At 63.7% G+C, this 13,804-nt stretch carries 12 protein-coding genes; 4 read left to right on the top strand and 8 right to left on the bottom strand.

The genetic code is table 11. The features are described 5' to 3' along the window. Nucleotides 1-87: 87 nt before the first annotated feature. A complete protein-coding gene (gene clpB / locus AAHK20_RS22470; protein ID WP_449183708.1) occupies nt 88-2,685 on the bottom strand; it encodes an ATP-dependent chaperone ClpB in 2,598 nt (865 codons plus the stop codon). 131 nt (nt 2,686-2,816) lie between these two features. Next, nucleotides 2,817-3,305, bottom strand: a complete 489-nt coding sequence (locus tag AAHK20_RS22465) for an Rrf2 family transcriptional regulator (protein WP_449183707.1) — start codon at nt 3,303-3,305, stop codon at nt 2,817-2,819. A 271-nt stretch (nt 3,306-3,576) separates the two neighbouring features. Here AAHK20_RS22465 and AAHK20_RS22460 point away from each other — a divergent pair, with 271 nt between their 5' ends. After that, a complete protein-coding gene (locus AAHK20_RS22460) occupies nt 3,577-4,173 on the top strand; it encodes a group III truncated hemoglobin (RefSeq protein WP_449183706.1) in 597 nt (198 codons plus the stop codon). A gap of 54 nt (nt 4,174-4,227) precedes the next feature. On the opposite strand, the gene moaE is transcribed toward AAHK20_RS22460, so the two are convergent. From moaE to AAHK20_RS22430, 6 genes are all read right to left on the bottom strand, one after another. Beyond that, entirely contained in the window at nt 4,228-4,752 is a 525-nt protein-coding gene (gene moaE, locus AAHK20_RS22455) for a molybdopterin synthase catalytic subunit MoaE (protein WP_449183705.1), read from the bottom strand. A gap of 46 nt (nt 4,753-4,798) precedes the next feature. Further along, nucleotides 4,799-5,056 carry a molybdopterin converting factor subunit 1 gene (gene moaD / locus AAHK20_RS22450; protein WP_449183704.1) on the bottom strand — a complete coding sequence of 86 codons (258 nt, stop codon included), beginning with the start codon at nt 5,054-5,056 and terminating at the stop codon, nt 4,799-4,801. A 76-nt stretch (nt 5,057-5,132) separates the two neighbouring features. Continuing rightward, nucleotides 5,133-6,401: a molybdopterin molybdotransferase MoeA gene (locus tag AAHK20_RS22445; protein ID WP_449183703.1), complete on the bottom strand. Its 1,269-nt coding sequence runs from the start codon at nt 6,399-6,401 to the stop codon at nt 5,133-5,135. 136 nt (nt 6,402-6,537) lie between these two features. Then, entirely contained in the window at nt 6,538-7,989 is a 1,452-nt protein-coding gene (thrC, locus tag AAHK20_RS22440; RefSeq protein ID WP_449183702.1) for a threonine synthase, read from the bottom strand. 87 nt (nt 7,990-8,076) lie between these two features. Then, nucleotides 8,077-9,402: a homoserine dehydrogenase gene (locus AAHK20_RS22435; RefSeq protein WP_449183701.1), complete on the bottom strand. Its 1,326-nt coding sequence runs from the start codon at nt 9,400-9,402 to the stop codon at nt 8,077-8,079. Nucleotides 9,403-9,515: 113 nt separating this feature from the next. Further along, nucleotides 9,516-10,763 (bottom strand): pyridoxal phosphate-dependent aminotransferase, encoded by a 1,248-nt coding sequence (locus AAHK20_RS22430; protein WP_449183700.1) that lies wholly within the window; start codon nt 10,761-10,763, stop codon nt 9,516-9,518. A 294-nt stretch (nt 10,764-11,057) separates the two neighbouring features. Between AAHK20_RS22430 and AAHK20_RS22425 the strand changes: the two genes are divergently transcribed. The 3 genes from AAHK20_RS22425 to AAHK20_RS22415 all read left to right on the top strand — a co-directional run bounded on the left by AAHK20_RS22425 (nt 11,058) and on the right by AAHK20_RS22415 (nt 13,757). Next, a complete protein-coding gene (locus tag AAHK20_RS22425) occupies nt 11,058-11,432 on the top strand; it encodes an Mth938-like domain-containing protein (protein ID WP_449183699.1) in 375 nt (124 codons plus the stop codon). Between the two features lie 211 nt (nt 11,433-11,643). Next, complete coding sequence (locus AAHK20_RS22420; protein ID WP_449183698.1) at nt 11,644-13,329, top strand: glycosyltransferase family 39 protein; 1,686 nt, start codon at nt 11,644-11,646, stop codon at nt 13,327-13,329. Nucleotides 13,330-13,385: 56 nt separating this feature from the next. Continuing rightward, nucleotides 13,386-13,757, top strand: a complete 372-nt coding sequence (locus AAHK20_RS22415; RefSeq protein ID WP_449183697.1) for an SMR family transporter — start codon at nt 13,386-13,388, stop codon at nt 13,755-13,757. Nucleotides 13,758-13,804: the final 47 nt, after the last annotated feature.

Here is a 13,804-nt window from a genome sequence, read left to right as displayed (position 1 = left end):
TGTCGCGCACATAAGCAAACACCCCGCACGAAGGCGGGGTGTTTGTTTTTTTACTGCACTACGGCCTAATGCACGACGCGCTACCGCTTAGTGCACGACCCGCTCGAACACGAGCTTGCCGTTGTCCGCCTCGACCGGAATGACGTCCTTCGGACCGAACTTGCCGGCCAGAATCAGCTTCGCGACCGGATTTTCGATCTCCTGCTGGATCGCGCGCTTCAACGGCCGCGCGCCGAACAGGGGGTCGTAGCCGACCTTGGCGATCTGCTCGAGCGCCGCGTCCGACACGACGAGCTGCATGTCGAGCTTCGCGAGGCGATCGTGCAGACGCTGCAGCTGGATCTTCGCAATCGATTCGATGTTCGAACGATCGAGCGAATGGAACACGACGACGTCGTCGATCCGGTTCAAGAACTCCGGCCGGAACTGCAGCTTCACTTCCTCCCAGACCGCGTCCTTCACGGCTTCCTGCGGCTCGCCGACCATCTGCTGAATCACCTGCGAGCCGAGGTTTGATGTCATCACGATCACCGTGTTCTTGAAGTCGACGGTACGGCCCTGGCCATCGGTCATGCGTCCGTCGTCGAGTACTTGCAGCAGCACGTTGAAGACATCCGGGTGCGCCTTCTCGACCTCGTCGAGCAGGATCACGCTGTACGGCTTGCGACGCACGGCCTCGGTCAGATAGCCGCCTTCCTCGTAGCCGACATAGCCCGGCGGCGCGCCAATCAAGCGCGCGACGCTGTGCTTCTCCATGAACTCGCTCATGTCGATCCGGATCAGGTGATCTTCCGAATCGAACAGGAACGAGGCAAGTGCCTTGCACAGCTCCGTCTTGCCGACGCCTGTCGGCCCGAGGAACAGGAACGAGCCATACGGACGGTTCGGATCGGACAGGCCCGCGCGCGAGCGGCGGATCGCGTCGGCCACCGCGTTGATCGCCTCGTCCTGGCCGATCACGCGCTCATGCAGCTTTTCTTCGATCTGCAGCAGCTTTTCGCGCTCGCCCTGCATCATTCGCGACACCGGAATGCCGGTCGAGCGCGACACGACTTCCGCGATTTCCTCGGCGCCCACTTGCGTGCGCAACAGACGCGGACGGGTCGGGTTGTTCTGCTCCCTCGCCTCGGCCTGCGTCACTTGCTTCAGACGCGCTTCGAGTTCGGGCAGCTTGCCGTATTGCAACTCGGCGACCTTCTCGAGCTTGCCTTCGCGCTGCAGGCGCGTGATTTCCGCCCGCGTGCGTTCGATGTCTTCCTTCAGCTGCGCACTGCCCTGCACCGTCGCTTTCTCGGCGGTCCAGATCTCTTCGAGATCCGAATACTCGCGGTTCAGACGCTCGATCTCTTCCTCGATCAGCTGCAGGCGCTTTTGCGACGCTTCGTCCTTTTCCTTCTTGACGGCTTCGCGCTCGATCTTCAACTGAATGAGACGGCGGTCGAGCTTGTCCATCTCTTCGGGCTTCGAATCGATTTCCATCTTGATCTTCGATGCGGCTTCGTCGATCAGGTCGATGGCCTTGTCCGGCAGGAAGCGATCGGTGATGTAGCGATGCGAGAGCTCGGCGGCCGCGACGATGGCCGGGTCGGTGATCTCGACGCCGTGGTGCAACTCGTACTTCTCCTGCAAGCCGCGCAGAATCGCAATCGTCGCCTCGACCGACGGTTCGTCCACGAGCACCTTCTGGAACCGGCGCTCGAGCGCGGCGTCCTTCTCGATGTACTTGCGGTACTCGTCGAGCGTGGTCGCGCCGATGCAATGCAGTTCGCCGCGCGAGAGCGCCGGCTTCAGCATGTTGCCCGCATCCATCGCGCCTTCGGCCTTGCCCGCGCCGACCATCGTGTGGATTTCGTCGATGAAGACGATGGTCTGGCCTTCGTCCTTCGCGATGTCGTGCAGCACCGCTTTCAGGCGCTCCTCGAACTCGCCGCGATACTTCGCGCCGGCGAGCAGCCCCGCCATATCGAGCGACAGCACGCGCTTGCTCTTGAGCGAATCCGGCACTTCGCCGTTGACGATGCGTTGCGCGAGCCCTTCGACGATCGCCGTCTTGCCGACGCCCGGCTCGCCGATCAGCACCGGATTATTCTTCGTGCGGCGCTGCAGGATCTGGATCGAGCGGCGGATTTCGTCGTCGCGGCCGATCACCGGATCGAGCTTGCCCGCGCGGGCGCGCTCGGTCAGGTCGATGGTGTATTTCTTGAGCGCCTCGCGCTGGCTCTCGGCGTCCTGGCTGTGCACTTGCGCGCCGCCTCGCACCCCGACGATCGCCGACTCCAGCGCCTTGCGCGTGAGGCCGTATTGGCGCGCGAGCTTGCCCGCCTCGCCTTTGTCGTCGGCGACAGCGAGCAGGAACATTTCGCTCGCAATATAGGTGTCGTTGAGCTGCTGCGCTTCCTTGTCGGCCTGGTTCAGAAGGCCGTTCAGTTCGCGGCTCACTTGCACGTTGCCGTCGGTGCCCTGCACTTGCGGCAAGCGCGAGATCGCCTCTTTCAGCGCCGTTTGCAGCGCCTGCACGTGCACGCCGGCACGCGAGAGCAGCGAACGCGCGGAACCGTCTTCCTGCGCGACGAGCGCGGCCAGCAGGTGGACCGGCTCCATGTACTGATTGCCTTGGCCGACGGCCAGGCTCTGCGCATCAGCCAGCGCCTCTTGGAATTTGGTGGTGAGTTTGTCGATTCTCATCAAGAGACCTCCAATTTTCGAATATCACCAAAATGAGGCGTCTCCTGCGTCTTTCAAGCACTTTTTTCCGATTTTTCGCGCGGATGGGCGGCTTCCGTTGAGATACGACAAATCGGGGCGACGTGGCTCGCTCAGTCGGGCGGCGCTGCGCCGTTGACGGCGATCTGCACCACGGGCCGCCGAAAACCGAGCAACGCGGCAAGCGGTGCGGCTGGTTGAGTCAGCTCGTCGATCGTGTGGCGATCGAGCTCCGCGAGAAACGCATTGCGCGCCTCGTGGAAGACATGCTTGAGACGGCATTGCGGTTCGATGACGCACGTGCGAGGCTCGACACCCTCATCCGCGAAACAGCCGACCAGCGCGAAATCGCTCTCGGTGGCGCGCACCACTGCGCCGACGCTCAATTGCCGCGATTGCTCGAAAAGCCGCAATCCGCCATTCCGGCCGCGAATCGTTTCGATCCAGCCTAATTCGCCGAGCCGCTGCACGACTTTCATCAGATGATTTTTCGAAATGCCGTAGGCATCCGAAATATCCTGAATCGTCGCCAATTCGTCTCCTCGTACCGCGAGGTACAGCATTACGCGCAATGCGTAATCGGTATAGTCGGTTAGTCTCATGAGTGCAATCGTGACAGGCGCACAATGCGACGCGCCATTAATTTTCGGCAAAAACCTTGCTGGGCAAAGGGTTGCCGATAATCGGACTTCGCCATAACATGCATTTTCAATACAGCTTAGGCGATTACCAGAACGCCATTGTGCTTCAATTTTCGCCTATTCGAGCGATTGGTAGAACAATTTAACGTTTTAGCAAACAGATATTCGCTTCACGCTTTTTTATCACTTTCTTTGTCCGCGCCGAATGATCAAAATTCGCGCCATTCATCAGATGAATTCAAATTCCACGCCGCCTTCGGACGTCCGGCCTAATTCCCGACCGAATTCCCGATATACCGAGCCCACTGAAGCGAATATCCGTGAACTGGTCTACGCATTCTATGACCGCGTGCGCGCCGACGCCCTGCTCGGCCCGGTCTTCGATGCGGTGCTCACAGGCCGCTGGGACGATCATCTGCCGAAGATGTGTACCTTCTGGGGCAGTCTCGTGCTGGGCGCGAAGCAATACCGCGGCAACGTGCAGCAGGCGCATGCGCCGCTCGATGGCGTCGAGCCGCGCCATTTCAGCCGCTGGCTGCATCTCTTTCTGGATACCGTCGAAAGCCGCTATGAGCCGGCCGCGGCCGTGCGCTTCATGGAACCGGCGCTGCGCATCGCGCAAAGCCTGCAGTTGAGCCGTTTCGGCTGGGATTATGTGATTCCGGCCGAGCAGCAGGCGCTGCTCGATCTGGTCGCGCCGAAGCGCCAAGGCAAAGACGAGGCGCCGGATGCGCACTTGCCTGAGGGTCGCGGCAAACCTCGCGGCGAGCCGTTTCCAGCGAAGATCATCGGCCGAACCGCCGACGACGGCGACACGCCGGCTCGCTGACGCCTCCGGGCGCCCAACCGTCGACGCTGAATCGCCGCGGAATCGCCCAGCGCCCTATTCGTCGTACTCGACGCGATCCGCATTGCCGCGGACCGCTGACTCCGCCGATCCAGCCGCGTTACCCGCATCGACGCCCCACCGCGCGAGGGCCGCGTCGTCGGTCACGCGCGCATCGACCCAGCGCTCGCCGGCTTCCGTCGTTTCCTTCTTCCAGAACGGCGCCTGGGTCTTCAGATAGTCCATGACGAACTCGCACGAAGCAAACGCGTCGCCGCGATGCGCCGCCGTCGTCGCGACGAGCACGATCTGATCGAGCGGATAGAGCTTGCCGACGCGATGGACGATCAGCACGTCAGAACCGGGCCAGCGGCGGCGCGCGTCGGCCGCGATGGCTTCGAGCGCCTTTTCGGTCATGCCCGGATAGTGTTCGAGCTCCATTGCCTCGACGCTTTCGCCGTCGTTCAAGTCGCGCACCGTGCCGACGAAGCACGCCACCGCACCGACTTTCGGATTGTCCGCGCGCAACGCCGCCACCTCGGCGGTCAAGTCGAAATCGGCGGTTTGAACGCGGACTGACATCGTGGACCTCTTGCTGTGTTCATTGGAACGCGCGAAGCGGCGCGCGTCAGCCACCCGTGACGGGCGGGAAGAATGCGACTTCGCAGCCTTCGGTGATGCGCGTGGCGGCATCCGTCATCGTGTGATTGCAGGCCATGCGCAGCGCGCGGCCCTCCGAGAGCGCCTCGGCCCAGACGCCGCCGCGCACGCGCAGCCACGCGCGCACGTCGCCGACCGTCGCGATGCCGTCCGGCAGCTCGATCGACTCGTCCGCGAGGCCCACCGCCTCGCGCACGCTTGCGAAATATCTCAGTTGAATCTTCATCTTGCCGGGGTTCCTCGATGTGGCGGCGCCATGCGTCGCTTCGTCAGCTTCGCTCGCGCAAGCGCCCCGCACATCGTCAGCTCAGTAATTCGGAAAAAGGAATGAAACTCACGGTCTCGCCGAAGCTGATCGCGTGATTGGGCGGGTTGTCGATCAAGCCATCGCCCCATACCGTCGACGTCAACACCGCCGAGCTCTGGTTCGGGAACAGATCGAGACCGCCCGCCGCATTCACGCGCGCGCGCAGGAATTCGTTGCGGCGATCGCCTTTCGTCTGCGTGAAGTCGGCGCGCAGCGACAGCGTGCGCGGCGCGACGTGCTGCACGCCCGCGACGCGCAGCACGAACGGCCGCACGAACAGCAGAAAGGTCACGAAGCTCGACACGGGGTTGCCGGGCAAGCCGATGAAATACGCTTCGTTCGCGTCGCCACCCGGGCGCCCCGCTTCGTCAGCGCGGCGCACCGCGCCGAACGCGAGCGGCTTACCCGGCTTCATCGCGATCTGCCACATGGCGAGCCGCCCCTCGGCCTCGACGGCGGGCCGCACATGGTCTTCCTCACCCACCGAGACGCCGCCCGAGGTCAGGATCAAATCGTGCTTGCGCGCCGCTTCGCGCAGCGTGGCGCGCGTCGCCTCGCGCTGGTCCGGGACGATGCCGAAATCGGTGACCTGGCAATCGAGCCGCTCGAGCAGGCCGCGCAACGTGAAGCGGCTCGAGTTGTAGATCGCGCCCGGTTTGAGCGGCTCGCCGGGCATCGTCAATTCGTCGCCCGTGAAGAACACGGCGACCTTCACGCGCCGCGTGACCGCCAATTGCGCGCATCCGATCGACGCGGCCAGGCCGAGCGCCTGCGGCGTGAGCCGCGTGCCGGCCGGCAGGATCACGGCATCGCGCCGGATGTCGGCGCCTTGCGCGGTGATCCACTCGCCCGCTTTAGGCGTGTGAAGGATCTCGACCTCGTCGCCGGCAGCCTGGGTTTGCTCCTGCATCACAACAGCGTCGGCGCCCGGCGGCAGCGTGGCGCCCGTGAAAATGCGCGCCGCCGTGCCCGCCGCGAGTGGCTCCGGCGCGTGGCCCGCGGGAATGCGCTGCGACACCGGCAGACGCCGATCGCCATGCGAGAGATCCGCGACACGCACTGCGTAGCCGTCCATCGCGCTCGTGTGCATCGGCGGCACGTCGAGTGGCGACACGACGTCGGCAGCCAGCACGCGATTCAGCGCGTCGAGCGTGGCGACGGTTTCCGTTTCGGCGAGGGGGCGTGCTGCGGCAAGGAGCGTGGCGAGCGCCTCGGCGGTCGACAGCATCGGCGCACGAGGCACCGGGGAAGAAGGCGTGGACATCGATCAGTGGCGGGCGAGTCTTGAAAAGGCCATTGTAGCGGCCCCATGAAGAGGCCGTGCAAGGCGCCGCTTATAGCGAAGCTGCGCCTCCCTCGCCCGGTACGACTGTTTGCTTCGATACTCGGATCAGCGTCGTTCAGTCGCGCACGTTCGCGGCGATGAACTCCTTGATCTGCTGGGCATCGGCCGGCAGCACTTCGAACCGCTGCGGCAGTGCTTCCAGCCCGGCAAACGCCGCGGGCCGTTCCGGCTCGCGCGCAAGCGCCTCGCGAATCGTTTCGCCGAATTTGAGCGGCTGCGCTGTCTCGAGCACGATCATCGGGATGCCCGCTTGCAGATGCTCGCGTGCGACTTTCAGGCCGTCGGCGGTATGCGTGTCGATCATCGTGTTGTAGCGCTGATAGACGTCGCGGATCGCCTCGACGCGGTCCGCGTGCGAGCTGCTGCCCGACACGAAACCGAACTCGCGCACGCGCGCGAAATCGCCGCTCGCCGCGAGGTCGAAACCGCCCTTCTCCTCGACATCGCGGAACAGTTGCAGCACGCGCTTCGGATCGCGGCCGAGCAGATCGAACACGAAACGCTCGAAGTTCGACGCCTTCGAAATATCCATGCTCGGGCTGCTCGTGTGATAGGTCTCGGCGGAGGCGCGCACACGATAGATGCCGCTCGTGAAGAACTCGTCGAGCACGTCGTTCTCGTTGGTCGCGACGACGAGCTTTTCGATCGGCAGGCCCATCATGCGCGCGATGTGGCCCGCGCAGACGTTGCCGAAATTGCCCGACGGCACCGTGAACGACACCCGTTCGTCGTTGCTCTTGGTGGCCGCGAAATAGCCCTTGAAGTAATAGACGACCTGCGCGACGACGCGCGCCCAGTTGATCGAATTGACCGTGCCGATCTTGTAGTTCGCCTTGAACGCGTGGTCGTTCGAGACGGCCTTCACGATGTCCTGGCACTCGTCGAACACGCCTTCCACTGCAATGTTGAAGATGTTCGGATCTTGCAGGCTGTACATCTGCGCGGTCTGGAACGCGCTCATCTTCTTGTTCGGCGAGAGCATGAAGACGCGCACGCCCTTCTTGCCGCGCATCGCGTACTCGGCGGCGCTGCCGGTATCGCCCGACGTCGCGCCGAGGATGTTCAGCGTCTGGCTGGTCTTGCCGAGCGTGTACTCGAACAGGTTGCCGAGCAGCTGCATCGCCATGTCCTTGAACGCGAGCGTCGGTCCGTTCGACAGTTCCAGCAAGGACAACTGCGCGCCCGACTCGACGCCGAGCGGCTTGAGCGGCGTGATCTGCGCAGCGCTCTCGCTGTTGCGCACGTTGCAGTAGACATCGGCGGTATAGGTGCGGCGCGTGAGCGCGCGCAGGTCTTCGGCCGGGATGTCGTCGCTGAATTTCGACAGCACTTCGAACGCCAGATCCGCGTACGACAGCGTGCGCCAGCGCGCGAGTTCGTCAGCCGATACGCGCGGATATTCGGCGGGCAGATACAGGCCGCCATCCTTCGCGAGACCGCCGAGGAGAATGTCGGAGAACGTATGGCGCTCGCCGATGCCGGCGCCGCGCGTGGAGATGTAGTTCATGTCAGTACTCGCCGGGCCGCCCCCAAGAGTGCTGACGCCCCCTCGGGGGGCAGCGACCACAGGGAGCGTGGGGGTTATTTCAGAGACCTAGTTCAGCGCTTCCATGCGCAGCTTGGTGACCTTCGAGACGATCGTCGAGAGCGCTTCGATCTGGCCGATCGCCGCGTTCACGTTCTTCTCGATCGTTTCGTGCGTGATGATGACGATGTCGGTCTCGCCGCCGTCGTCCACCTCTTGCGACTCCTTCTGGAGCAGCGCATCGATCGAGATGCCCGAATCGGCGAGGATGCGCGTGATGTCGGCGAGCACGCCGGTCACGTCGGCCACGCGCAGACGGAGGTAATAGCCGCTCGTCACCTCTTCGATCGGCAGGATCGGCGTGTTCGAGAGGCTATCGGGCTGGAACGCGAGATGCGGCACGCGGTGTTCCGGATCGGCGGTATGCAGGCGCGTCACGTCGACCAGATCGGCGACCACGGCGGACGCCGTCGGCTCCGCGCCCGCGCCCTTGCCGTAGTACAGCGTCGCGCCGACGGCATCGCCGTGCACCACCACCGCGTTCATCGCGCCTTCGACGTTCGCGAGCAGGCGCTTGGCGGGGATCAGCGTCGGATGCACGCGCAATTCGATGCCGCGTTCGGTACGGCGCGTAATGCCGAGCAGCTTGATGCGGTAGCCGAGGTCGTCGGCGTACTTGATGTCGATCGCGGCGAGCTTGCTGATGCCTTCGATGTGAGCGCGGTCGAACTGCACCGGCACGCCGAACGCGATCGCGCTCATGATCGTGACCTTGTGCGCGGCGTCGACGCCTTCGATATCGAAGGTCGGATCGGCTTCCGCGTAGCCGAGCTCCTGCGCGCCCTTCAACGCGGTGGCGAAATCGAGCCCGCGCTCGCGCATCTCCGACAGGATGTAGTTCGTCGTGCCGTTGATGATGCCCGCGATGTACTGGATGCGGTTGGCCGTGAGCCCTTCGCGCAGCGCCTTGATGATCGGAATGCCGCCCGCCACCGCCGCTTCGAACGCGACCATCACGCCCTTCGAGCGCGCCGCCTCGAAGATCTCGGTGCCGTGGACGGCGAGGAGCGCCTTGTTGGCCGTCACGACGTGCTTGCCGTTGGCGATCGCGCGCAGCACGAGATCGCGCGCGATCGTCGTGCCGCCGATCATTTCGGCGACGATGCCGATCGACGGATCGTCGACGACGGCCTCGAAGTTATCGGTGACGAGCGCGGACAGCGCGTCATCGTTCAACGCGGCGCGCGCCTTGGCCGGATTGCGCACGGCAATGCGCGCCACCTCGATGCCACGGCCCGCGCGACGTTTGATTTCTTCCTGATTGCGGCGCAGTACCGTAAAGGTGCCGCTGCCCACCGTGCCGAAGCCCAAAAGGCCAACTTTGATCGGTTCCATGCAGCGTGTGTGTTCTATGTGAGTGAAACGTTAATGATAAAGGACCGGTAAGTCGCCCCGAGCCAGCGCATCGGCGAACCCGAACATTGCCTGTCGTAGGTCAATGAAGCAGGTCAAGCCGCATGCCGTTTCCGGTAACCATCGAGGAACCGGGCAATGCGGTTGATCGAATCGGCGAGATCGTCCGCGTTTGGCAGGAACACGACGCGGAAATGATCCGGCTTCGGCCAGTTGAAGCCCGTGCCCTGCACGAGCAGCACGCGCTCCTCGAGCAGCAGGTCGAGGATGAACTGCTGGTCGTTTTCGATCGGATACATCTTCGGATCGAGGCGCGGGAACATATACAGCGCGGCTTCGGGCTTCACGCAGGTCACGCCCGGGATCGACGTCAGCATGTCGTACGCGATCTGGCGCTGCTTATAGAGGCGCCCCGAGGGCACGATCAGATCGTTGATGCTCTGATAGCCGCCGAGCGCCGTTTGGATCGCGTACTGTCCCGGCACGTTCGGGCACAGGCGCATCGACGCAAGGATGCCGAGACCCTCGAAGTAATCTTTCGCGCGGCGACGGTTGTCGCCAGTCAGCCCCGAGACGAACATCCAGCCGGCGCGGTAGCCGCACGAACGATAGCTCTTCGACAGGCTGTTGAACGTGACCGTCAGCACGTCTTCCGACAGCGCCCCAATCGACGTGTGTTTCTTGCCGTCGTAGACGATCTTGTCGTACACCTCGTCGGCGAAGATCACGAGGCCGTGTTGGCGCGCGATCTCGATCAGATCGAGCAGCAGCTCGTCGGAATAGAGCGCGCCCGTGGGGTTGTTCGGGTTGATGATGACGAGCGCGCGCGTGTTCGGCGTGATCTTCGCGCGGATGTCGTCGAGATCGGGCATCCAGGCGTTCGACTCGTCGCACAGGTAGTGCACCGGCGTGCCGCCCGACAGGCTCACGGCAGCCGTCCACAGCGGGTAGTCGGGCGCCGGCAGCAGCACTTCGTCGCCGTCGTTCAAGAGGCCCTGCGTGGCCATTACGATCAGCTCGGACGCGCCATTGCCGATGTAGATGTCGTCGAGCTCGACGCCCTGCACGCCCTTTTGCTGCGTGTAGTGCATGATCGCCTTGCGCGCCGCGAACACGCCCTTCGAATCCGAATAGCCCGACGACATCGGCAGATTGCGGATCATGTCCTGAATGATCTCGTCCGGCGCGTCGAAGCCGAACGGCGCGAGGTTGCCGATGTTCAGCTTGATGATGCGGTGGCCGTCTTCCTCGAGACGCTTGGCGTGCTCGAGCACGGGCCCGCGGATGTCGTAGCAGACGTTTAGCAGCTTGTTCGATTTCAGAATCGGTTTCACGGCGGGCACTATTCCTGGGAAAGCCTGAAGACGGGGAAGCCTGGCACTGGGCGGCGCTCGGCGGTGCTCGATAGTACTCGGCGGCGCTCGCGAGCGGCCGGTCCGAGCACGCTCACGAAGGACTTGTCTGATGAGATGTCGGACTTATCCGAACAGGATTGGGCGCGGCTTATGGCGGCGCACAAGGCGGCAGCCGCAGTGGGGCGGCTAAAAAGTTATAATTTAGCGGATTTTGACCGACTTCCGCAATGCACCAATGGCGTGCGGCAAGCGCGAAATCCATCGGCACAACGGAAACTCAATTTGAAATTACATCAGGATTCGAGCGGCGCCCTCAATACCGTGACCGGTTACGGCGCCGGCTACGTCGAAATCAATCTGCAGCGTTACGAAGGCAGCATCATCGTGATGCCCGAAAGTCCCGTCATCCCCTGGCCCGTGTCGTCGTTCGACGCGCTCACGCTCGAGCACTTCGAATGCCTGATCGCGCCGGCACCGGAAGTCGTCGTGTTCGGCAGCGGCTCGCGCTTGCGCTTTCCGCATCCGCGCCTGACGGCCGCGCTGGCGGCCAAGCGCATCGGCGTCGAGAGCATGGATTTCATGGCGGCCTGCCGGACCTACAACATCTTGATGGCCGAAGGCCGCAAGGTCGCGGCCGCGTTGCTGATCGAGTCATAAGCCGCCGCTAAGTTGGGGCGTGTATTATCCGCGCCGCCGGTCGACGCTGGGAGTTCAAGCGTCCGCGGCACGGCCCTCGGCTGCGCGCCGTCGAATTTGCGCGAACCCATTTGGTCCGCCGACGGCGCCGGCTGGATTGCGGGAACCCCCGCGCTTCACCCATGCTCACCACGCTGCCTTCGTGCGGCATCGACTGACAGGCTCAACAAAAATGAACGATACGCCTACCCGGCTACCGCTCAATCGCAACGCCCTGCTGTTCCTCATTCTCGCGCTCGCCCTCGTGTGGTTCGTGCCGCTCGGCTGGCGCCACCTCGTGCCGAGCGACGAAGGCCGCTACGCCGAAATGGCGCGCGAAATGCTCGTCACCGGCGACTGGATCACCCCCCGCTACAACGGCTACAAGTATTTTGAGAAGCCGCCGCTGCAAACCTGGGCCAACGCGCTCACGTTCGCGTGGTTCGGTCTCGGCGATTGGCAGGCGCGCCTCTACACCGCGCTGACCGGCTTTGCGGGCGTGCTGCTCGTCGGCTATACGGGCGCGCGCGTCTTCAACGCGACCGCCGGCCTCGCCGCCGCCGTGATCCTCGCGTGCTCGCCGTACTGGAACCTGATGGGCCACTTCAATACGCTCGATATGGCCCTGTCGTTCTGGATGGCGCTCTCGCTGTGCTCGCTCCTGCTCGCGCAGCGGCCGGGGCTGCCGAAAGGCCAGGTAAGACTCTGGATGTGGGCGTGCTGGGCGTCAATGGCGCTCGCGGTGCTCTCCAAGGGGCTCGTCGGCCTGATCCTGCCGGGCGCGGTGCTCGTTCTCTACACGCTGATCGCACGCGATTGGGCGATCTGGAAGCGTCTGTATCTGGGAAGCGGGCTCATCCTCTTCTTTGCGATCGCGACCCCGTGGTTCGTGCTCGTGCAGATGCGCAACCCGGAGTTCTTCAACTTCTTCTTCATCGTGCAGCAGTTCGCGCGCTACCTGACGCCCGAGCAGAACCGGCCCGGCCCGGTCTACTACTTCGCCATCGTGATTCTGGTGGGCTTCCTGCCTTGGCTGTCGATCGGCTGGCAGAGCCTGCGCCACGCGCTGCGGCTGCCGCGGCAGCCCAACGGCTTTGCCCCGGCCACGATGCTGCTGATCTGGTCGGGCTTCATTTTCCTGTTCTTCAGCGCGTCGCATTCGAAGCTGATTTCGTACGTGCTGCCGATCGCGCCGGCGCTCGCGCTGATGCTCGGGATGTACCTGACGACGCTTAACAGCGACACGTTGCGCCGCCATTGGATCGGCTACGCGGCCTTCCTCGTGATCGCCGCGTTCGGCACGATCTTCCTCGGCACCCAGGGCGACGCGCGCACGCCGAATGTGCTCTATCGCGAGTACCAGGTGTGGGTCTGGGCCGCGATCGCCGTCGCGCTGGTGCTGACGCTCGCGGCGATCGCGCTGACGCGGCGCAAGCAAGCTGGCGTGATGCCGGCCGTGATCGCGTTCGGCGCGGCCTGGCTCATGCTCGGCACGATCGCGGGCACCGGCCACGACGTGTTCGGCCGCCAGAGCTCGGGGGCGGATCTTGCTCCGGCGGTCAAGGCGGCACTCGCCAAGCTGCCGCCCGACACACCGTTCTACTCGGTCGGCGTGCTCGACCATACGGTGCCTTTCTACGTCGGCCATACGATGATCATGGTCGAGAACGCCGACGAGCTGCGCTTTGGCGTCACCGAAGAACCGCAGAAATGGGTGCCGACCATCGCCGAATGGGAAACGCGCTGGAAGGCCGACAAAACTGCACTTGCGCTGATTCCGGTGGACCGCTATAAAGCGCTCGCCGCCGAACATCTGCCGATGCAGGTGATCGCCCAGGACACGCGGCGCGTCATCGTCGAGAAGCCCGCCGCCGAGTAAGTAGCCCATCGACGCGACGCAACCTTGATCCCAACCCGCTGGACCCCAAATTACCGATGAACCCGATATCGCTCTTTTGCATCCTGACAGGCGTCGCCTTGAACGCCGGCGCGCAATTGCTTCTCAAAGCCGGGGTGAATGCCGTTGGACACTTCGATTTCACCCGTGCGAACATTCTGCCCATCGGGTTCAAGCTCGCCACGCAACTGCCGATCATCGGCGGCCTCGCCTGCTACGTGGTGAGCGTGGCCGTGTGGATCATCGGGCTGTCGCGGGTGGACGTGTCGATTGCGTATCCGATGCTCTCGCTCGGCTACGTCGTCAATGCGTTCGCCGCCTGGTATTTGTTCGGCGAAGTGCTGTCGGTGCAGCGGCTCGTCGGTATCGGCATCATCCTGATTGGCGTGTTCGTGCTGGCACGCAGTTGAATTCCGTTACGAGTGCTTTAAGCAAATGCATAAACCGCTGCCGCGGC

The organism is Trinickia camelliae, assembly GCF_053525655.1.
This window is presented reverse-complemented; position numbering and strand designations above follow the sequence as displayed.